Annotated in this window: 20 protein-coding genes and 1 tRNA gene; 12 read left to right on the top strand and 9 right to left on the bottom strand. The window is 68.3% G+C overall.

From position 1 onward, the window contains the following. Positions 1 to 48: 48 nt before the first annotated feature. On the bottom strand, positions 49 to 1299 hold the full coding sequence (locus tag CA951_RS18845) for a multidrug effflux MFS transporter (RefSeq protein ID WP_087558350.1): 1251 nt from the start codon (positions 1297 to 1299) through the stop codon (positions 49 to 51). A gap of 92 nt (positions 1300 to 1391) precedes the next feature. Here CA951_RS18845 and CA951_RS18850 point away from each other — a divergent pair. Then, positions 1392 to 1463: transfer RNA gene (locus CA951_RS18850), tRNA-Cys, on the top strand. Positions 1464 to 1517: 54 nt separating this feature from the next. On the opposite strand, the gene CA951_RS18855 is transcribed toward CA951_RS18850, so the two are convergent. Both CA951_RS18855 and CA951_RS18860 read right to left on the bottom strand, forming a co-directional pair. Further along, positions 1518 to 3515 (bottom strand): glycosyltransferase family 39 protein, encoded by a 1998-nt coding sequence (locus CA951_RS18855; protein ID WP_179220240.1) that lies wholly within the window; start codon positions 3513 to 3515, stop codon positions 1518 to 1520. Positions 3516 to 3619: 104 nt separating this feature from the next. Next, positions 3620 to 4228: a TetR/AcrR family transcriptional regulator gene (locus CA951_RS18860; RefSeq protein WP_087558287.1), complete on the bottom strand. Its 609-nt coding sequence runs from the start codon at positions 4226 to 4228 to the stop codon at positions 3620 to 3622. A gap of 99 nt (positions 4229 to 4327) precedes the next feature. On the opposite strand from CA951_RS18860, the gene CA951_RS18865 reads away from it, so the two are divergent. From CA951_RS18865 to CA951_RS18875, 3 genes are all read left to right on the top strand, one after another. After that, positions 4328 to 6115: an amidohydrolase family protein gene (locus tag CA951_RS18865; protein ID WP_087558288.1), complete on the top strand. Its 1788-nt coding sequence runs from the start codon at positions 4328 to 4330 to the stop codon at positions 6113 to 6115. Further along, a complete protein-coding gene (locus CA951_RS18870) occupies positions 6112 to 6960 on the top strand; it encodes an alpha/beta fold hydrolase (protein WP_087558289.1) in 849 nt (282 codons plus the stop codon). The genes CA951_RS18865 and CA951_RS18870 overlap by 4 nt, the downstream gene beginning before the upstream one ends. 64 nt (positions 6961 to 7024) lie before the next feature. After that, complete coding sequence (locus CA951_RS18875; protein WP_087558290.1) at positions 7025 to 7372, top strand: helix-turn-helix domain-containing protein; 348 nt, start codon at positions 7025 to 7027, stop codon at positions 7370 to 7372. 3 nt (positions 7373 to 7375) lie between these two features. On the opposite strand, the gene CA951_RS18880 is transcribed toward CA951_RS18875, so the two are convergent. Then, a complete protein-coding gene (locus tag CA951_RS18880; protein WP_087558291.1) occupies positions 7376 to 7960 on the bottom strand; it encodes an ATP-dependent Clp protease proteolytic subunit in 585 nt (194 codons plus the stop codon). 4 nt (positions 7961 to 7964) lie between these two features. After that, positions 7965 to 8573 (bottom strand): ClpP family protease, encoded by a 609-nt coding sequence (locus CA951_RS18885; RefSeq protein WP_087558292.1) that lies wholly within the window; start codon positions 8571 to 8573, stop codon positions 7965 to 7967. 208 nt (positions 8574 to 8781) lie between these two features. On the opposite strand from CA951_RS18885, the gene CA951_RS18890 reads away from it, so the two are divergent. Then, positions 8782 to 9498: a low molecular weight phosphatase family protein gene (locus tag CA951_RS18890; protein WP_087558293.1), complete on the top strand. Its 717-nt coding sequence runs from the start codon at positions 8782 to 8784 to the stop codon at positions 9496 to 9498. Here CA951_RS18890 and CA951_RS18895 read toward each other — a convergent pair. From CA951_RS18895 to CA951_RS18905, 3 genes are read right to left on the bottom strand one after another with little or no spacing between them, the layout of a single operon-like run. Beyond that, positions 9488 to 10645 (bottom strand): sulfotransferase, encoded by a 1158-nt coding sequence (locus CA951_RS18895; protein ID WP_087558294.1) that lies wholly within the window; start codon positions 10643 to 10645, stop codon positions 9488 to 9490. The two genes, CA951_RS18890 and CA951_RS18895, sit on opposite strands and share 11 nt — an antisense overlap. A gap of 19 nt (positions 10646 to 10664) precedes the next feature. Then, positions 10665 to 11453: an SDR family oxidoreductase gene (locus CA951_RS18900; RefSeq protein WP_087558352.1), complete on the bottom strand. Its 789-nt coding sequence runs from the start codon at positions 11451 to 11453 to the stop codon at positions 10665 to 10667. A 5-nt stretch (positions 11454 to 11458) separates the two neighbouring features. Then, positions 11459 to 12625, bottom strand: a complete 1167-nt coding sequence (locus CA951_RS18905; protein ID WP_087558295.1) for a hypothetical protein — start codon at positions 12623 to 12625, stop codon at positions 11459 to 11461. A gap of 92 nt (positions 12626 to 12717) precedes the next feature. Between CA951_RS18905 and CA951_RS18910 the strand changes: the two genes are divergently transcribed. The 7 genes from CA951_RS18910 (at position 12718) to CA951_RS18940 (ending at position 19781) form a co-directional block, all read left to right on the top strand. Continuing rightward, positions 12718 to 13641 (top strand): helix-turn-helix domain-containing protein, encoded by a 924-nt coding sequence (locus CA951_RS18910; protein WP_087558296.1) that lies wholly within the window; start codon positions 12718 to 12720, stop codon positions 13639 to 13641. Positions 13642 to 13766: 125 nt separating this feature from the next. Continuing rightward, a complete protein-coding gene (gene cysD / locus CA951_RS18915) occupies positions 13767 to 14684 on the top strand; it encodes a sulfate adenylyltransferase subunit CysD (protein ID WP_087558297.1) in 918 nt (305 codons plus the stop codon). Beyond that, positions 14684 to 16534, top strand: coding sequence for an adenylyl-sulfate kinase (gene cysC, locus CA951_RS18920; protein WP_087558298.1), 1851 nt, complete (start codon positions 14684 to 14686; stop codon positions 16532 to 16534). The genes cysD and cysC overlap by 1 nt, the downstream gene beginning before the upstream one ends. Beyond that, entirely contained in the window at positions 16524 to 17654 is a 1131-nt protein-coding gene (locus CA951_RS18925; protein ID WP_087558299.1) for a 3'(2'),5'-bisphosphate nucleotidase CysQ, read from the top strand. Before cysC ends, CA951_RS18925 begins: the two co-directional genes overlap by 11 nt. Continuing rightward, on the top strand, positions 17651 to 18052 hold the full coding sequence (locus CA951_RS18930) for a nuclear transport factor 2 family protein (RefSeq protein ID WP_087558300.1): 402 nt from the start codon (positions 17651 to 17653) through the stop codon (positions 18050 to 18052). Before CA951_RS18925 ends, CA951_RS18930 begins: the two co-directional genes overlap by 4 nt. A gap of 96 nt (positions 18053 to 18148) precedes the next feature. Further along, positions 18149 to 19141: a phosphotriesterase gene (locus tag CA951_RS18935; RefSeq protein ID WP_087558301.1), complete on the top strand. Its 993-nt coding sequence runs from the start codon at positions 18149 to 18151 to the stop codon at positions 19139 to 19141. A gap of 1 nt (position 19142) precedes the next feature. Further along, positions 19143 to 19781 carry a TetR/AcrR family transcriptional regulator gene (locus CA951_RS18940; RefSeq protein ID WP_087558302.1) on the top strand — a complete coding sequence of 213 codons (639 nt, stop codon included), beginning with the start codon at positions 19143 to 19145 and terminating at the stop codon, positions 19779 to 19781. A 78-nt stretch (positions 19782 to 19859) separates the two neighbouring features. Here CA951_RS18940 and CA951_RS18945 read toward each other — a convergent pair whose 3' ends face one another. Next, positions 19860 to 20867, bottom strand: coding sequence for an NADP-dependent oxidoreductase (locus tag CA951_RS18945; protein WP_087558353.1), 1008 nt, complete (start codon positions 20865 to 20867; stop codon positions 19860 to 19862).

Consider the following 20867-nt stretch of genomic DNA (forward strand, 5'->3'; position numbering starts at 1 on the left):
ATCATCCCATGTCGGGTGATGGGCCGTGAAAGTCTGCCGAGCGTGTCGTCAGCGGGCTTCCGCCTTCGCTGCGGCGGCCAGCGCCACCAACCCGAGTCCCGTGCACGCGGTCATCGTGACCGCGAGTGCGACGCCGGTGTTACCGAGCACGCCGACCAGGGGAGCGATCAGGGCGCCGACACCGAATTGCAGGGCGCCGAGCAGTGCGGCAGCCGTGCCCGCGGCCTCCCCGTGCCTGCCGAGGGCCAGCGCCGGAGCATTCGGCAGGACGAATCCGACACCGCCGAGGAGGAACCACAGGGGAACGACGAACCCGACGAGCCCGCCGAACTCGAAATGCGCGGTGGTGATCAGCGCCAGCCCGGCCACCGTCGCGAATCCGAGGGCAGACACCGTGATCTGCAGCGGTGACCAGCGTGCGAGGGCGCGGACGTTGAGTTGCGAGGCGCCGATCAGAGCGATCGCGCCGGAGCTGAACAGCAGCGCGAACTGCTGCTCGTCCAGGCCGTACTGGTCCTGGAACACGAACGACGCACCGGAGACGTACGAGAACAGCGATCCCATCGCCACGCTCGATACGAGGGCGAGCACCATGAACGCCCGGTCCCCGAGCAGTCCCCTGTAGGTGCCCAGCACGGCGAGGAGATTGCTCTTGCGGCGACGCTCGGGCGGCAGCGTCTCCGTCAGCCCCCACGCACCGATCAACGCGGTCAGCGTGCCGATCACGGCGAGGACGACGAAGATCCCGCGCCAGTCGAGGGCGATGAGGAGCGCCCCGCCGATACTCGGGGCGAGCACGGGTGCGACGCCGAGGACGAGCATCAGCCGCGACATCACGACGGCGACGGTGTTCCCGGAGAAGAGGTCGCGGACCACGGCGAGCGCGACCACCGCTGCGGCGGCGGCGCCGATGCCCTGGAAGACGCGCAGCACCCCCAGCACTGCGACGGTCGGCGCGAACACCGCGAGTACGGACGCTATGACGTGCACACCGATGCCGGCGATGAGGGGGCGCCTGCGTCCGAGGCTGTCCGCCAGCGGTCCGACGATCAACTGCCCCAGCGCGAGGCCGAGCAGGGTTCCGGTGATGGTCAGCTGGACCGCGGACGAGGATGCGCCGAGGTCGGTTCCGATGTCGGGTAGCGCCGGCAGATACATGTCGATGGTGAAGGGGCCGAGGGCCACCATCGCGCCGAGTACGAGGATCACCCGAAGGCTGGGCCGAGTGGTGGTCCGCTCGCCCGTCGGGGCGGCGCGTTCTTCGGTATCGGTCATGAAGCAACACAGCAACGAGGGCACACGGTTTGTTCCCGCCCCGGCGTGTCGGTTCAGAATCACCGTGAGCACAACTCTCGCGCCCTCGGAGCCGGCCGGGCACAGTGATGATCGATGCGGGTGTGACTGAGTGGTTGAGGTACCGGCCTGCAAAGCCGTTCACACGGGTTCGAATCCCGTCACTCGCTCGACGAGAACCGGCAGGTGATGCACCTGCCGGTTCTCTGTGTGCCTGTCGGTGATTATCCGGTGTAGCCGGAGAGGTCGTACACAGTCGTGCCGCCCACCGTGACGGCGGTGAAATTGGCCGCCACCCACTCCTGGATCGCGCCGGACGTGCTGTCGCCGCCGCGACCACCGCCGCCATCACCTGAGATGTAGTAGTGCACCTGGCCGTTCTCGACGTTGGAGATGAACTGGTCGAGTGTCGGCGTGGGGTCGGAACTCCATCCGCCGATGGCCATCACCGCGGTGTCGGCCGCCAGTTCGTAGGTGGCCGCGCTCTGCGAACCGTTGGTCGCGGCCGACCACGTGGTGCCTGCCTCGGCGAGCAACGTCGTGAGCTCGGAACTCGTCCCACCCTCGTTGCCGGCCATGCCACCGCCGGGTGCCTGGCCGCCGGCCATGTCACCGTCGGGCGCCTGGCCGCCGCCCATGCCACCGTCGGGCGCCTGGCCTCCGGCCGTGTCACCGCCGGGTGCCCGGCCGCCGCCGCCTCCCATTCCGGTATCGGTGACAGCCCCGGACGGGCCGGCCGTGGGGATCGATCCGTTGTGCGCGGTGGCTGCGGTGGCGATCGCGTAGGACGCGGAGCCTCCGATTCCGGCGAGCGAGCCCAGCAGCACGCCGGTGACGGCGAGTTTCCGGAAGCGGTTCCCGTCGCCGAACGCGATCAGGGCGGCGCCGAGAATGGTACCGGCGAGCAGGACCCACTTCAGGGCGGGCATCCACTCGGTGTTGCGGTGCAACAGAACCCAGCTCCACGCACCTGCGGCCACCATCATGAAGGCGAGGCCGGACCGTCCGAGAATGCTGCCGCGCGTTTGCCACAGGGCGTACCCGCCGGTGCCGATCATCCCGGCGATCGCGGGGGCGAGCGCCACCGTGTAGTAGGGGTGGATGGTGCCGGACATGTAGCTGAAGATCAGTCCGGTGACGAGGAACCATCCGCCCCACACGATCAGGGACGCCCGCATGCGGTCCGTGCGCGGAGCGCGTCCGCGGGCGAACAACCCGAAGACCAGGGCGACCAGCGCCGCCGGGATCAGCCACGAGATCTCGATGCCCATCTCGCTGCCGAACAGGCGATCCAGCCCGGTGCTCCCACCGAAGCTCGATCCCGCACTGCCGCCGGACATTCCGCCGCCGCCGGTGTTTCCGAAGATCCGGCCGAGTCCGTTGTAGCCGAGCACCAGATCCATGACGCTGTTGTCGGTGGAACCACCGATGTAGGGGCGGGCGTCCGCGGGCCACAGCCACACGGCGAGAACCCACCATCCGGCCGCGGCGACGACGGCGGCGACACCCCCGGCCAGGTGCAGCAGCCGAACCCGCAATCGGGCGTGCCCGGCCACCAGATACGCCAGACCGAACGCGGGCAGCACCATCAGGCCCTGCAGCATCTTGGTGAGGAACGCGAAGCCGAGCGCGACCCCGGTGAGGGCGATCCACGTCGCGGCGCGGCGGCCGGTCTCCGTCTCGATCGCGCGGACCACGAAGTATCCTGCCGCGGTCATCAGGAGCACGAGCAGCGCGTCGGGGTTGTCGAAGCGAAACATCAAGGCGGCCGCGGGAGTTGCGGCGAGAACGGTGCCGGCAATCAGCCCGGCGCCCCTGTTCGTGACGCGGGTGACGGCCGCGTAGACCAGGGCGACCGAACCGACGCCCATCAGGGCCTGGGGGGCGAGGAGGCTGGCGCTGGAGAACCCGAAGATCCGCCCGGACAGTCCCATCACCCACAGCGACGCGGGCGGTTTGTCGACCGTGATGAAATTCGAGGTGTCGAGTGAGCCGAAGAACCACGCCTTCCAGCTCTGCGAACCGGCCTGTGCCGCTGCGGCGTAGAAACTGTTGGCGTAGCCGCTGGAGGTGAGGTCCCACAGGTACAGCGCCGCGGTGGCGGCGAGTAGCGCGGTGAGGGCGAGTGCGGAACCGCGTCGGCGGATCCACGAATCCGACTCGGCGCGGTGGCCGGGCGATCCTGTTCTCCGTGGCGGCGCCGGAGTGAGAACGGCAGTCATCAGGTGGTCCCTTCGCGAGTTGCTGTCCCGACAACGTTCTCGCGCGGGGGCGTCACCCGGCTGGGAGGCGGCTGGAAGGTTCCTGTGAACCCGGCCCCTCGAGTTCAGCGTGTCGTGTCGAGGGCGTCGACATCGACACCCGCTGCGGGAAGCAGGTGGTAGAAGGCGCGTTCGCACAGGTCGATCATCTCGGTGCGCTCCATGGTCGGCTCGTCGAGCCAGGACAGCACGATCTCCTCCATGAACGCCTGCCAGCCCGAGATCGCGGCCTCGAGCGCGGGCGTCGTCGGCACGCCGAACTCGGCCAGCGACACACCGATCCACCGGGTGAACGTCCGCCGCATGCCGCGGTAGATCTGCCGCATCCTCTCGTCGCCGCTACCGGCCATCCGCATGACCGCGAGGTAGATGGTGGGGTGCTCGATCACCGCGTCCGCGAATGTTTCGACGCCCGCCCGGAGTTGCCCGTACACCGGGAGCGTCGCGTCGGGTGTCATCCGCCGCTGCAGTTCGGACGCCGAGGCTTCGAGGACGGCGTTGCGAAAGCCCTGCTTGTTCTTGAAGTAGTGGAACAGCAGCGGTGCGGAGACGCCTGCCTCGGCCGCCACCTGGTCGATCGACAGGTCGTCGAACGGCACCGCCTCGAGGAGCCGGACGGCCACGTCGAGGATCTGCGCGCGCCGATCTTCGGGAGAGCGGGGTGCGGCGGCCACCCCTGCACTCTATTGAGGAACTCTCGAACCGTCCATTGACTTTTACTCAACAGCATACGTAACCTCGGGTAACACATACTGAGTGTGAGGAGCGCAACAATGTCGGATTTCGATGTGGTCGTCAATGGTGGGCTGTGGTTCGACGGAACCGGATCCGCGCCGCTGCGACGCAATCTCGGCATCCGCGACGGAATCGTCGTCCGGGCATCGACTCGCCCGCTGCCCGTCGGACCCGATACCGAGGTCATCGACGCCGCAGGCAAGTGGGTGCTTCCCGGGTTCGTCGACGTGCACACCCACTACGACGCGGAAGTGCTCGTCAGCCCCGGACTGCCGGAGTCGGTGCGACACGGCGTGACCACCGTCGTTCTCGGAAATTGCTCCCTCTCCACCGTGTATTCGACGCCGCGTGAGTGCGCCGACCTGTTCAGCAGGGTCGAGGCAGTGCCGCACGACTCCGTGCTCGGGATCCTGGAGGAGAACAAGATCTGGCAGAGCCCGGCGGAGTACGTCGAGGCGCTCGAGTCGTTGCCGCTCGGCCCCAACGTCGCCGGGTTCATCGGGCACTCCGACATCCGCACCCACGTCCTCGGCCTCGGCCGGGGCACCGACAAGCGGATCGAGCCGACCGCTCGCGAACTCGAGCAGATGGGTGCGATGCTCACCGACGCCGTCGACGCCGGCTTCCTCGGACTCTCCTCGATGACGAACGCGCTCGACAAGATCGACGGCGACGAATACCGTTCCCGCTCACTGCCGTCCACGTACGCGCGGTGGAAGGAATTCCGCTTCCTCAACCGCATCCTGCGCGAGCGCGGCAAGATCCTGCAGAGCGCGCCCACGATCAACCTGCACCCGAACATCGCCGGATTCTTCGCGGAGAGTTCGGGCCTCGGGCGGCGCAAGCCCCTCAAGACGTCGCTGCTGTCGGCCGCGGACTCGAAGGCGTATCCGCCGATCGTCTACTTCATGCTCGCCGCGGCGCCGCTGCTGAACCGCTTCGCCAAGACCGATTTCAAGTGGCAGCACCTGCCGGTGCCGTTCACCGTGTACGCGGACGGGATCGACCTCGTGGTGTTCGAGGAATTCGGCGCAGGCGCGGCGGCACTGCACCTCAAGAACCAGGTGGAGCGGAACGCCCTGCTGCAGGACGAGTCCTACCGGCGCCGGTTCCGCAAGGACTACGACAACAAGTTCAGCCCCCGCATCTGGCACCGCAACTTCTACGACGCGGTGATCGTCGGGTGCCCCGACGAGACGCTGATCGGCAAGACGTTCGGCGCCGTGGGTGATCTCCGCGGTGTGCACCCGGTCGACGCGTACCTCGATCTCGTCGTCGAGTACGGCACCGATCTGCGGTGGCGGACCACCATCGCCAACCATCGCCCCAGGTTCGCGAAGAAGCTCGCCGCGAGCTCCGGGGTGCAGATGGGATTCGGCGACGCCGGCGCCCACCTGCGCAACATGGCGTTCTACAACTTCCCGATCCGGTTGCTGAAGAAGGTCAAGGACGCGCAGTCCGACCGCAAGCCGTTCCTGACCGTCGAGCGGGCCGTTCACCGGCTGACAGGCGAGCTGGCCGACTGGTACGGCATCGACGCCGGCCACCTCCGCGAAGGTGACCGCGCCGACCTGGTCGTCGTCGACCCGGCGGGCCTCGACGCCTCGGTGGACGGATTGTTCGAGGCGGAGGTCCCCGAATACGGCGGGTTGCGGCGGATGGTGAACCGCAGCGACGGCGCCGCGGTCGCGACGGTGATCAACGGCAGGCTCGTCTACCGCGACGGCGAATTCACCGGTGGATTCGGGGTGACCAAGACGGGACGCTTCATCCGCGCCGGAGAGTCGGCCGCAGACCGCAGCGAGCGTGAGACGAGCGTCGGATGAGTCGCACGGAGCGGATCGGCACGTTCACCCGCGACGGACTGGTGTTCGACGTCCGCGACGAGGGACCGATCGACGGCACACCGGTGGTGCTGTTGCACGGATTTCCGCAGGACTCGCGGTCGTGGGACGCGCTGGCGCCGCTGCTGCACCGGCGCGGGTTCCGCACCCTGGCCCCGGACCAGCGCGGCTATTCGCCCGGTGCCAGGCCCCGCGCCCGCCGCGCGTACCGCAGCACGGAACTGATCGCGGACGTCGTCGCGCTCATCGACCGGGCAGGCCTCGGCCCGGCGCACGTCGTCGGACACGACTGGGGCGCGGCGGTGGCCTGGGGCGTCGCCGTCGAACGTCCGGACCGGGTCCGCACGCTCACGGCGCTGTCGGTGCCGCACCCGGCGGCGTTCGTGCGGGCGCTGCTCACCAGCCGTCAGATCCTGAAGTCCTGGTACATGTTCGCGTTCCAGCTGCCCTGGATCCCGGAGCGAATGATCACCCCGGACGGCTTCGGCTACCGGGCCCTGCTCGCCAGCGGCCAGTCGCCGGACGACGCGAAGCGCGACCTCGGGCCCATGCGCGACCGGACGCGGGCCCGCGGCGCCCTGAACTGGTATCGCGCGATGCCGTTCACCTCGCCCCGATCGGCCTCCCGGAAGGTCCGGGTGCCCACGCTCTTCGTCTGGAGCGACGGCGACACGGCGATCGGGCCGGTGGGGCCAGAGTTGACCTCCCGATTCGTCGACGCCCCGTACACGTTCGAGGTGCTCCGCGGCGTGAGCCACTGGATCCCGGACGAGGCCGCCGAACGCGTCGACGAACTACTCGGCAATCACCTGCTCGATCAGTCGTGATCGGCTGTCCGCTGTCGGTGAACGCCGCGGCGTCCGGGCGCGCCGTCTGGAAGACTCCGGAGGTATGGAAGCTCAGCGCAGACTGACGCTGGTCACGGCCGCCCCCGAGCGTTCGCGGGAGGAGCCGCTGGTGCGCGAGCTCTACGGGCGGGTGCTCCGCGAGGCGCGCCGCGACCAGGACCGGAGTCTCGAGGACGTCGCCGCCGCCGTCGGGATGTCGAAGCAGTACCTCTCCGAGATCGAGCGCGGGAAGAAGGAGCCGTCCTCCGAAATGCTGCGCGCAGTGTGCGGAGCCCTAGGGCTGCCGGTCGAACACCTGCTGTTCCGGTCCGGGCGCCGGCTCGGCGCGGCGAACCGGAACTCGGCGACCGGGATCCCCAACCGGCAGGTGCCCACTCTGCTCGCGGCCTAGCCGTCACTCCGCGACGAGCGTGTCGGCCAGGCCGTAATCGATGGCGTCCTGGGCCGTGAAGATGCGGTCCCGGTCGGTGTCCCGGCGCAGGCGTTCGACGGTCTGCCCGGTGTGTTTGCTCAGGATCGCCTCGGTCTGCGAACGGACCCGCAGGATCTCGGCGGCCTGCAGCGCCAGGTCGGAGATCGTGCCGTTGCCCTGCGTGGAAGGCTGGTGCAGCAGCACCCGGGAATGCGCCAGGACGTGCCGGTGTCCCTTGGTTCCTGCCGCCAGGAGCACCGCCGCGGCGGAGGCGGCCTGCCCCATGCAGTAGGTGGCGATGGTCGGGCGCAGGAACTGCATCGTGTCGTAGATGGCGAGCATCGCGGTCGTGGAGCCGCCGGGGGAGTTGATATACAGCCCGATCTCCTGATCGGAACTGTCCGCCTGCAGATGGAGCAGCTGTGCCATCACGACATTGGCGACGCCGTCGTCGATCTCCGTGCCCAGGAAGACGATTCGCTCGTTCAGCAGCCGACTGAAGATGTCGAACGACCGCTCGCCTGCCGGGGTTCGTTCGATGACGTGGGGAATGGTGTATTGGGACATGGCTTCACAATCCAATTCTCGGGGTGGTGGTGTGCGGCGCTATTTCCGCGAACGAGGACACGACGCGGTCGACGATCCCGTAGTCGCGGGCCTCGTCGGCGGTGAACCACCGATCCCGGTCGCTGTCCTCGGCGATCTGCTCGACCGGATGCCCCGTCTCCGCGGCCAGGATCTCCTGCGACTGTCGTTTCATCCGTTCGAGGCTCTCGGCCTGGATGGCGATGTCGACGGCCGTGCCGCCGATGCCCGCCGAGGGCTGGTGCATCATGATGCGGCTGTGCGCCAGGCTGATCCGCTTGCCGTGGGTTCCCGAGCACAGCAGCACCTGCCCCATGCTGGCGGCGAAACCCATGGCCACGGTCACCACGTCGTTGGGGACGAGTTTCATCGTGTCGTAGATGGCCAGGCCTGCGAAGACGGAACCGCCCGGCGAATTGATGTACAGGACGATGTCGCGTTTGGGATCGGCGGCCGCGAGAAGCACCAGTTCGGAGCAGGCCCGCTCGGCCATGGCGTCGTCGACCTCGCCGGTGAGAAGGATCGTGCGCTGGCGAAACAGTCTGTCCGCCAACAGGTCGCGGTAGTTCAGGTCGGGTAGCGCAGCTGTGGTCATGTCTCCAGTACTACCGCCGCGCCGGCGCCGGACCGCCAATTGTCTGCTGTGGGCAGACGTGGGGGCGCCAGGTGTTCGTCAATCGAGGTGACCGCGAGGAGTCGGGCAGATGAACGACCCGCCACGTGCAGATGAACTGTAAGAACAGACCGCTCGGACAGTGGAATCGGACTCGCTCGTAGGCGAAGTCGCTGGTTAGGGTTGCCTCATGCACGTTCTGTTCGTCTGTAGCGGGAACGTCTGCCGCTCGCCGATCGCAGAGCGGCTGACACACGCGTACGCGCTCGCCCGCGATCTGCCGCACCTGACCGCGGAGAGCGCCGGCGTCCGCGCCCTCGTGGGCTTTCCGATCGAACCCGTCGCCGCCCGCGTCGTCGAGGGTCTCGGCGCCAGCGCCGACGGCTTCCGGGCGCGCCGCCTGCGGCCCGAGATGATCAAACGCGCCGACCTCGTCCTCGCGATGACCGAGCAGATCCGGGACCGTTCGATGGAACTGCTCCTCGGGACGAGCCACTGCACGTTCACCCTGCGGGAAGCACGCAGGATCGCCGCCGCAACCGGGGCCCGCACCGTCGCCGAACTCGCCGTCGCCCGCCGCGACTACGGGACGGTCGACGAGCCGAACATCAGCGACCCGGTGGGTCTGGCCGAGTCGGCGTTCACCGAGGTGGGAGACCGGATCGCCGCCGAGTTGATACCGCTGCTCGACGCCCTCGACCTCGACAGCGGTACGACGTGGTCGCCGGAACCGGAGCCCGAACCGGAACCGGAGCCCGAACCGGAACCGGCACCCGAACAGGATCGCCGACCCGAGCCCCAGCCCGAACTGCCGCCGCCCCCGGTCGTCCACCTGCCGCTCTCGCCCAGGCCGCTGATCGCGGCGCGGGCGGCGTCGTCGATCCTCGACTATCCGGTCAGCTGGTAGCGCTGAACTGGTAGTTGGCGAATCGCTCGTCCACCTGCTCGGCCGTCAGCCCGAACTCCTCGAGCGTGTACTTGTGCGAGGGGCGGCGGTCGCCGCTGCGGCTCTCGGCGTGCATCGCCTCCATCGCCGCCCGGGCGGGCCCGCCGAGATCGAGCCCGAAGTGCGTGTAGACCCCCTCGACGGTGCCGATCGGATCCGCCACGAAATCCCGGTAGTCGACGTCGATGAACTGGGCGGGGTCGTGCCGCGCGCGGGCCGCGGTGAACTGCTCGAGTCCCCGGGCCCACAACTCGAGTTGGCTCTCCCCGATGACGCTGCCGCGGAACTTCTCGGACCAACCGTCCGTCGCCTGTTCCGCCAGGCTGCACACCGACGGGACGATCGTGCGCGGCGGCCGGTGGGTCTGGACGATCAGCGCGTCCGGGTAGACCGCGAGCAGTTCGTCGAGCGCAAACAGGTGGCTGGGGTTCTTCAGCACCCAGCGGCGGTCCCGGTCGGGAAGCCCGATCAGCTGCAGGTTCTTCTTGTGCCGCTGATACGCGTTCGTCCAGTCTTGGCCCTCGAGCCAGCGGGAATACGTCGGGAGAGACGCCAGGCACTCGTAGGAGATCGACTTGAACGTCTGCCGCAGCAGTTGCCAGCACTCCTCGACCTCGCTCGCCGACATGTAGTGCACGCCCATGAATTCGGGGCGTTCGATGTGGTGACGGCTGAAGCCCTCCTCGATCTTCTGGAACACCGGATTCGATTCCCAGGTCTCGCGCGGCGGCCGGGGTTGCGGCATCTCGGTCAGCCACATCTCCAGGCCCTGATGCGACGGGTCCGCGGTGAGCAGCCGGTGCAGCGCGGTCGTCCCCGTGCGGGGAAGACCGGTCACGAAGATGGGTCGCTCGATCCGCACGTCCGCGTGCTCAGGGTTCTGCTTCCACGCCGCCTCGCTCAGCAGCCGGGCCACCAGGGCGCCGCGGAGGAACACCCGGGACACCTTGCTGCCGAGCGGTGTCAGCTGCTCGTCGGTGTGATACGAGTCCAGCAGGACGCCGAGGGCCTCGGTGTAGTCGTCCACCCCGAAGTCGGTGAGACCGGTCAGCCGGGTGGCTGAGGCGTGCAGGTCCTCGACGGTGCCGACCGTGGTGCGCTCGCTCATGATGCTCCGGTTCTGTTCGCTAGTGATGGAATTCGCCGCAGTTGACGTCGAGGCACTGCCCGGTCACGGCGCTCGCCAACGGGGAAGCCAGGAAGATCACGGCGTCGGCGACCTCGTCGGTCGTGGGGAGCCGTTTCAGATCGGTGTTCACGGCGGTGTGCTCGTAGATCTGCTCGACGGTGGTCCCGTATTTCTCGGCCTGGTGCGTGAAATACCGCTTCAACGTGTCTCCCCAGATGTAGCCGGGGGCAACGGAATTGACGCGGATGCCCTGTGGTCCCAGTTCCGTGGCGAGCGACTGCGACGCCGCGAGCAGGGCGGATTTGGCCATCTTGTAGCTGCCGTACCGCTCCTGGGAGTGTCGCAGCACCATCGAGTTGATGTTCACCACCGCGCCGTTCACCTCGGCGAGTGCCGGAGTGAACAGCTGGGTCAACCGCAACGCCCCGAGCACGGTCAGCTCGAAACTGCTACGGATGTGGTCGAACTCGGTGCGGGCCAGCGGTTTCATCGACGGAACCGAGAACGCGTTGTTGATCAGGACGTCGACCTTGCCGTACGCGTCGACGGCCGCGGACACCAGGTTCTCGGCCGATGCCTGGTCGGTGATGTCGGTCGGGACGGTCACCGCGCGCCGCCCGACCGCGACGATCTCCTTGGCCACCTCGTCGAGGCGCGACGCGGTCCGGGCGGCCAGCACCACGTCGGCGCCGGCGGTAGCGCAGCGGACGGCGAGGGTGCGGCCCAGGGCCGGTCCGACGCCGGAGATGACGACGATCTTGTCCTGCAGGAGTTGCGGAGCAGTCATGGCGGTCATCCGAGCATCCGGTCGGCCACCGCGGCCTGGCGTGCGGCGATGCGTGCGGCGAAGTCCTCGGGGGAGATCTTGTTGGAGTCGTAGTACGGCAGGGTTCGATGGATCTCGTCGAACTTCACGACCTCGATCCGGGGACCGTCGTCCGGGGTGAGTTCGCGGGACACCCGCTGCCAGCGGAATTGCAGGTAGCCGCGAAGGTGCCCGACGGTGGCGATCCAGTTGGCGACGCCGGGATTGCGCTCGCTGACGACGAGTCGGATGTGGTCGTCGGGATCCACCTGCGACTGCGCGACGTTCAGCGAGGTCTGGTGGTTGACGTAGTCGAGGGAGATGTACCACATGCTGCCGAGCTGAAAACCCTGGTAGGGCACGTCGGCTCTCGGGACGGTGATGACGACGGCCTCGTCCTCGGCAAGTTCGTAGTGCCCGACGGACGAGTACTGGGTGGCGAGGCCGCCCGGGGTGAGTCGCGGTTCGGTCATCGTGTTCACCGGCAGGTTCAGGTAGAACCACTCCGGGAACTGCAGCCACGTCTTCACCCGCGCGACGAGGGCCCTGCCCGCACGCGCGTACCGCTTCTCCACGGTCTCGCGGGTGAGCGGGCCCGGGGCGGTACCGGCCACATCCGCCCTGGCGATGCGAATGGTGCCGCGCCGCTGACCCCAGTCGCTGTACACCTCCCGGACCACCAGTTGCGACGAACCCGGCGCGAGGGTGAAGTAGTTGCGCCTGCCCGCGCTCTCCCCGGGGCCGAACCGCACCTCGAACGAGCCGTCGGGCGCGATGTCGATCTCCCGGTCGTCGAACGCCGTGACGCTGCCGGGAACGTGTGCGGCCGTGTAGTTTCCGCTCAGCACCTGGAAACTCAGGTCTGCGGTGGTGCCGCGTCGCCCGGTGACCACGTATTCGACGTCGTCGTCGATCCGCGCACCGAAGTAAAGGGTGTCCGGGTTGTCCAGGCCCATCTTCATGTACGGTCCGGTGCCCGAGATGAACGTCGGGTGCGACCGTTCGGTGGCCCAGGCCGCGTGCGTCGTGGCGAGGATTCCGCCTGCGAGGTACTGGTAGCCCTCCAGCAGATCCTGTTCGGTGCGGATGTGGGGGGCGCTCTCGATCAGTTTCTCGGCCTCGGCCATGGCGTCGGCGAATGGGTCGGTCAGCACACCGTGCTCCTCACGAGAGGGTGGTACAAATATGTACCTGCGTGGTAGAACATTGATGAACCGACAATAGAACGTGTTCTAAGGAGTGGTCAATGGGGCCCGAGGACGAGATGCGCGACCGGGCGCAGGGCCGGCGGTCGCCGCCGACCGAACGGGTGGTGCAGGTGCTCGACTTCCTGGTGGCCCGCAAGGAGCACCGGTTCGGGCTGTCCGAACTGGCCCGGCAACTCGACATCAGCAAGCCGACCTGCCTGGGCATCCTCACCGAACTGGCCCGCGGCGGCTACCTCGTCCGGGATCCGGCCACGAAGACGTACGGCCTCGGGCCCGCGCTCATCGCGGCGGGCCGCGCGGCCCAGCAGGGGTTCGCGGCCGGGCCCGTCGCGCGCAGGCATCTCGCCGTGCTCAGTGACGAGTTCCGGACCACGTGCACGGCGTCGGCTGTGGTCGGCGACCGCATCGCAGTCCTCGAACTGACCAGCCCGCCGGGCGTGCGGGCCGCCGCCAAGGTGGGGGAGATGTACCCGTTCGCGCCGCCCGTCGGGTTGATGTACGTGCTGTGGGACGGCGACGACGCGCTGCAGTCGTGGCTGCGGCGGGAACCGACGCTGCCGGTGCGCCTGGACCGCGACCGGTTGCGCACGGTGGTCGAGGAGTGCTCCCGCACCGGATATCTCGTCGAGACGCTCACTCCGGTCGGGCAGCGCCTGCACACGCTCATGGCGGGCGTCGCCGCCCATGATCTGCCGCCGGAACTGCGCGACGTGCTCGGCGAGATGGTGTCGAGCCTGGGGGAGCGGGTGTATCTCGACGCCGAACACTCGGACCCCGCTGCGCCCCACCCCGTCAGCCTCATCGCGGCGCCGACATACGACGCCGAAGGTCACCAGGCCATGGTCCTCACCCTCTACGTGGGGGCCGAACTCGCGCCGTCCGACATCGCGCGACGCGGCAAGGCCCTCGCGGCGGCGGCGGACGCGATCACGACGGAGGTGGGCGGCCGCCGGCCCAGATAACCGGCGGCCAGGGCATTGACCAAAATCTGAAACACGTTCTATTCTCGGAGGTGCATTCATTTTCGACCGGGCTGGTCCAAATATGAACCAGTGACCGGTAAGGCACTCGCGACGAGGAGTCGCCCATGACCGCACCGCCCGTGTACGAGTTGTCCCACCTCGGCGCGCTCGAAGCCGAAGCCGTGCACATCTTCCGAGAAGTGGCCGCGACGTTCGAGCGTCCGGTGCTGCTGTTCTCCGGCGGCAAGGACTCGGTGGTGATGCTCCACGTGGCCGCCAAGGCGTTCTGGCCGGCGCCGCTCCCGTTCGCCGTCATGCACGTCGACACCGGCCACAACTTCGACGAGGTCATCGAGTTCCGCGACCGGACCGTCGAACGCCTCGGCCTGCGGATGGTGGTGTCGAGCGTGCAGGACGACATCGACGCGGGCCGGGTCAGCGAGGAGTCGGGGCCGCGGGCCAGCCGCAACCGGCTCCAGACCACGGCCCTGCTGCGCGGCATCCGCGACAACGGGTTCGACGCCATCTTCGGCGGCGCCCGCCGAGACGAGGAGAAGGCCCGCGCGAAGGAGCGGGTCTTCAGCTTCCGGGACGAGTTCGGGCAGTGGGATCCGCGGGCGCAGCGCCCGGAACTGTGGAGCCTGTACAACGGCAGGCACCGCAAAGGAGAGCACATCCGGGTGTTCCCGCTGTCCAACTGGACCGAACTCGACATCTGGCAGTACATCAGCGAGGAGGAGATCGCACTGCCGCCGCTGTACTACGCGCACCGCAGGGAGGTCGTGCCTCGCGACGGAATGCTGTTGGCGCACACCCGGTTCCTGACACTTCTGCCCGGTGACGAGCCGTACGAGGCCCTCGTCCGCTTCCGGACCGTCGGCGACGCCACGTGCACGGGCTGCGTCGAATCGTCGGCGACGAGCCCCGAGGCCGTCGTCACCGAGGTTGCCGCGAGCAGGGTGACCGAGCGTGGGGCCACCCGCGCCGACGACCGGATCTCCGAGGCGGGCATGGAAGATCGCAAGAAGGAAGGGTACTTCTGATGCCGCAGTTACTCCGGGTCGCGACCGCGGGCAGCGTCGACGACGGCAAGTCCACGCTCATCGGCAGGCTGCTGTACGACTCCAAGGCGATCTTCGAGGATCAACTCGAGGCGGTCGAACGGACCAGCCGCGAACGGGGCGACGAACACGCGAACCTGGCACTGCTCACCGACGGCCTGCGTGCCGAACGCGAGCAGGGCATCACCATCGACGTCGCGCACCGCTATTTCGCCACACCGCACCGCAAGTTCATCATCGCCGACACGCCCGGACACGAGCAGTACACGCGGAACATGGTGACCGGCGCATCGACCGCCGACCTGGCCCTGATCCTCGTCGACGCCCGTAAGGGGATCTTGGAGCAGACGCGTCGGCACGCCTTCATCGCCAGCCTCCTCGGAATTCCGCACCTCGTGCTGTGCGTCAACAAGATGGATCTCGTCGGCTGGTCAGAGGAACGGTTCGAGGAGATCAAGGAGGAATTCCGGCAGTTCGCGATCAAACTCGAGGTCCACGACCTCACGTTCATCCCGGTGTCGGCGCTGCGCGGCGACAACATCGCGCAACGCACCGCCAACATGCCCTGGTACGAGGGGGCGTCGCTGCTGCACTACCTCGAGCAGGTGCACGTGGCGTCCGACCGCAACCTGATCGACGCACGGTTCCCGGTGCAGTACGTGGTCCGGCCGCAGCGCCAGACGGATTCGGCGTTGCACGATTTTCGCGGCTACGCGGGGACGGTCGCCAGTGGGGTGTTCAAGCCGGGCGACGAGGTGGTGGCGCTGCCGTCGGGATTCACCTCCACCGTCAGCGCCATCTGGGGTCCCGGCGGAACCCGCCTCGACGAGGCGTTCGCGCCGTCGGCGGTGTGCGTGCAACTCGCGGACCAGCTGGACGTGAGCCGGGGAGACGTGCTGTGCCGTCCCAACAACCGTCCGCTCGTCGGTCAGGAACTCGACGCGATGGTCTGCTGGTTCATCGAACAGTCCGCGCTGACGCCGGATGCCCGGTACACGCTGCTGCACACCACCCGCGCCACCAGGGCGTCGATCGCGCGGCTCGACTACCGGCTGGACGTGAACACCCTGCACCGCGACGAGTCCGCACAGTCGCTGTCGCTCAACGAGATCGGCCGTGTGCAGCTGAGAACGTCGCAGCCGCTGATGTTCGACCCGTACCGTCGCAACCACGTGACGGGCAGTTTCATCCTCGTCGACGAGTCGACCCACAACACGGTCGCCGCCGGCATGATCACCGGGCCGACGCTGTCGCGGTCGAAGGTGGTGTGGCACGCCGCGGCCGTGGCGCGGGACGAGCGGGCGACGCGCGGTCGCACCGTGTGGCTGACCGGACTGTCGGCGTCGGGGAAGTCGACGGTCGCGGTGGAACTCGAGCGCCGCCTGGTCGCGTCCGGGGTGCCCGCCTACCGGCTCGACGGCGACAACCTGCGGCACGGCCTCAACGCCGACCTCGGGTTCAGCGCGCAGGACCGCGCCGAGAACGTGCGCCGCGTCGGCGCCGTCGCACAACTGCTCGCCGACTCCGGGGTGGTTGCGATCGCGTCGCTGATCAGCCCGTACCGCGAGGACCGGGACCGGGTTCGGGAGCAGCATCGGGCAGCCGGGCTCGACTTCGTCGAGGTGTTCGTGGACACGCCGGTGGACCAGTGCGAGGCACGTGATCCCAAGGGCATGTACGCGAAGGCCCGCGCCGGGGAGATCACGGGATTCACCGGGGTCGACGATCCGTACGAGGCGCCCGAGAACGCCGAACTCGTGCTGCGGCCCGAGGACGGCACGCCGACCGAACAAGCCGCGAGAATTATGGAATTGTTGACACGTGACCACTGACGCACGACTCGCGGCCGACATCGCCTCCGGTGCCGGTGCCCTGCTGCTGGACATCCGCACCGCGGGACTGGGATCGGCCGACGGTCGTGAACTCGGCAGGCGTGGCGACATCGCCGCCGATGCGTTCATCCTCGGCAAACTCGCGGCGGAGCGACCCGAAGACGCGATCCTCTCCGAGGAGTCGGCCGACGACCGGTCCCGGCTGGAGCGGTCACGGGTGTGGATCATCGACCCGCTCGACGGGTCCAAGGAGTACGGACTGCCCGGGCACTCGGACTGGGCGGTGCACGTCGCGCTGTGGGAGCGGGGTCGCGGCATCACGGCGGCCGCGGTCGCGCAACCGGCACTGGGCGCCGTGTACGCCAGCGACGACGACAGCCACGCGGTCCATGCCGAACAGTTGCCTGCCCGCCCGCGGATCGTCGTGTCGGCCAGCAGGCCGCCTGCGTTCGTCGACGCCGTCGCGACGGACATCGGTGCCGAGGTCACCACCATGGGTTCGGCGGGCGCGAAGGCGATGGCGGTGCTCCGCGGAGACGTCGACGCCTACATCCACGCGGGCGGGCAGTGGGAATGGGATTCGGCGGCCCCCGTGGGCGTCGCCGCGGCCGCGGGCCTGCACTGCTCGCGGATCGACGGAACCGCGTTGGAGTACAACGAATCCCACCCCTACCTCCCCGACCTGCTGATCTGCCGGCCGGAACTGGCCGCGCCCCTGCTCGCGGCGATCGCGAGACATGCCACCGACACGGCCGACAGCGGACGCGTCGCGATGGCCAGGGCCTACATCGACGCACTGGTCAGTCACGACGCCACCAAGGTGCGTCTCGCGGACAACGCGTGGCGGGTGGAGAACGGGCAGCATACGGGCGAATCGGGGGAGTTCATCCGGGACGAACTCGAGAACGGACTGCAGTACCAGGCCATCCAGGCCGTGCGCGACCTCTCCTTCCACGAATGGGGCGACAACGTGGTGGCCCGGTTCGTGCTCGACCTCGGGGCCACACCCACCGAGGTGACGTCGGTCCGGATCACGGAACACTTCGACATCCCGGCCGGGGCGATCCAGTCCGTCATGGCCATCATCGAACCGTTCGCGACCGAGAGGGAGAACCGATGACCCCGGACCAGTTGGTCACCCAATTCTGCGCCGAGTGGATCGAGCCGGACCCGGCGAAGATTGCGGAGTACTTCGCGGAAGACGCTGTCTACCACAACATTCCGATGGAACCCGTTACCGGGCGTGACGCGATCCGCGAGTTCGTCGCCGGCTTCACCGCGGCCTTCGGCGGCATCGACTTCCGCGTGCACCGGCAGGTCACCGACGGCGGTCAGAGTCCCAACGCCGAGGAATCGAGCGGGGTGGTGATGAACGAGCGGATCGACGTCTTCACGCTGAACGGCACCGTCGTCGAACTGCCCGTCGTCGGCGTCTTCGAGATCACCGACGGCAAGATCACCACGTGGCGCGACTACTTCGATATGGCGCCGATCCAGGCCGCGGCCGGTGGTGGGTGACCCACACCCCGCAGTAGATGTTGACGTCAGGTTCAAGTTGGCTCTACGCTGAACCCGGGGGTATGACGACGGTCACACCCGGAGAGGCGAATCTGCATGAGTCAGGTCAGCACGGTCCGCGGACCGATCGACAGCGCCGAACTCGGACGCACATACATGCACGAGCACGTGTTCGTGCTGACACCCGACGTGCAGCAGAACTACCCGGACGAGTGGGGGAGCGAGGACGAGCGGGTCGCCGACGCCGTCACCAAGCTGCGCGCACTGGCGGAGCAGGGTGTCCGGACCATCGTCGACCCCACCGTCGTCGGCCTCGGCCGGTACATTCCGCGCATCCAGCGGGTGGCCGAACAGCTTCCCGAGCTGAACATCGTTGCGGCGACAGGGCTGTACACCTATGACGACGTGCCGTTCTTCTTCCACTACCGCGGTCCCGCGCTGGACGCGATGGTGGGGGCCGAGGTGCCCGACCCGATGGTGGACATGTTCGTCAAGGACATCGAAGAGGGGATCGCCGACACAGGGGTGCGCGCCGGCCTGCTCAAGTGCGCGATCGACCACCAGGGGCCGACACCGGGTGTCGAACGGGTGATGCGGGCCGTCGCGAAGGCGCATCGGCGCACCGGAGTGCCGATCACCGTGCACACCCACCCCGGCAGCGAGACCGGTCTGCACGTCCGGCGCGTGATGTGCGACGAGGAAGGGGTGCGGCCCGACCGGATCGTGCTCGGGCACAGCGGAGACAGCACCGACGTCGACCACCTGACCAGCCTCGCCGAGGCCGGTTTCATTCTGGGGATGGACCGGTTCGGGATCAACCTCGAGACCACGTTCGAAGCGCGCGCCGACACGCTCGTCGAGATGTGCCGCCGGGGATTCGCGGGGCAGATGGTTCTGTCGCAGGACGCGTCCTGCTACATCGACTGGATCGACCCGAACCTGATGGCGGCCCTGCCACAGTGGCACTACCTGCACATCGAGAACGACGTGCTGCCCTACGTCCGCGAGCGAGGCGTCACCGAGAAGATGATTACCGAGATGCTGGTCGACGTGCCCCGGCGCTACTTCGAGAATGTCGACGCGTACTGACGTGTCGCGCCCGCGAACCGCACCCACACCACCGGTCACCGCCCGGGGCGTCCGCACCCGCGATCGCCTGGTCGCCGCGGCCCGGGTGGTGTTCGAGCGCGAGGGATACCTCGACGCCCGTCTCGTCGACATCAGCAAGGAGGCCGGACTCTCGACCGGTTCCTTTTACACCTACTTCGCCGGCAAGGAGGAAGTGTTCGCGGCGGTCGTGGAGGTGACGCAGAACGACCTCCTGCATCCCGGGATGGGGCGGGTGGAGGACGAGGACGACGTGCACGCGGTCGTGGAGGCAAGTATCCGGGCGTACCTGCACGCGTGCCGCCGGAATGCGCGTCTGCTGGCCCTGCTCGAGCAGGTTGCGCACGTCGACCCCGCATTCCGTGAACTGGAGCGCTCACGGGACGAGACGTTCTACCGGCGCAACGCGCGGTCGATCGCCGATCTGCAGGCTCGGGGTCTCGCCGACGCGTCGCTCGACCCGATGCTGACGTCGAAGGCGTTGTCCGCCATGGTCGGGAGGATGGCCTACGGCTACTTCGTCGGGCCACCCAGCGAGCGGCGATCGCTCACGTTCGACGAACTGACCGCCGGGCTCGCGCGGATGTGGACGAACGGGCTGCGCATCCCGGACCGCGTCTGAGGGGCAGTCGGTAGCCGGGGGTGTTTGGACGATGCCCACCGCCGGATCTCGGCGGTGGGCATCGTCGTCACCTCGCGCTCAGCTGATCTTCAGCACCAGCTTGCCGGTGTTGGCGCCGTCGAACAGCAGGTTGAGGGTGCGGCCGAACGCCTCGACACCCCCGGTCTCGACCTGTTCGCGGGTCACGATCTCCCCGGCGCGGATCCACTCCGACATCGCCTCCATGCCCTCGGGGAACCGGTCGAGGTAGTCGAACACGATGAACCCCGTCATCGACGCACGGTTGACCAGCAGCGACAGGTACCGCGACGGCCCGGGCTGCGGGTCGGTGGCGTTGTATCCGGAGATCGCGCCGCACAGCGCGACCCGGGCGTTCTTGCGGAGCCGGGCCAGTGCGGCGTCGAGGATCTCGCCGCCGACATTGTCGAAGTAGATGTCGATGCCGTCCGGTGCGGCGGCGCGCAGCGCCTTGCCGACCGATTCGGACTTGTAGTCGATCGCCGCGTCGAAGCCCAGTTCCTCGGTCAGCCACGCGCACTTCTCGGGGCCGCCGGCGACGCCGATCACCGTGGCGCCCTTCAGCTTGGCGATCTGCCCGGCGATGCTCCCGACCGCGCCCGCCGCGCCCGAGATGAGCACGGTGTCGCCCTTCTCCAGCCTGCCGACGTCGGTGAGACCGAAATAGGCGGTCATGCCGGGGAATCCGAGCGCGCCCAGCCACGTCGGCGCCGGGGCGAGCGACTCGTCGACGGCGAGAGCGCCGCGGCCGTCGGAGAGCGCGTACTCCTGCACGCCGAACTGCCCGGACACGAGTTGCCCCTCGGGGAACTTCGCGTTCTTCGACGCCACCACCCGGCCGACGGCGTGGGTGCGCATCACCTCGCCGATCGCCACCGGCGGCACGTACGACTTCACGTCGTCGAGCCACCCGCGCATCGCCGGGTCGAGGGACACGTAGTCCACCTTGACGGTGAATTCGCCGTCCGAGGGTTCGGGTATCGGTTCCGACGTGATCTCCCACGTGGAGTCGTCGGGACGGCCGACCGGACGCTTCGCCAGTCGGACCTGCCTGTTCACGGTTGTCAC

This window comes from Rhodococcus sp. NCIMB 12038 (assembly GCF_002165735.1).
Lineage (GTDB): Bacteria > Actinomycetota > Actinomycetes > Mycobacteriales > Mycobacteriaceae > Rhodococcus_F.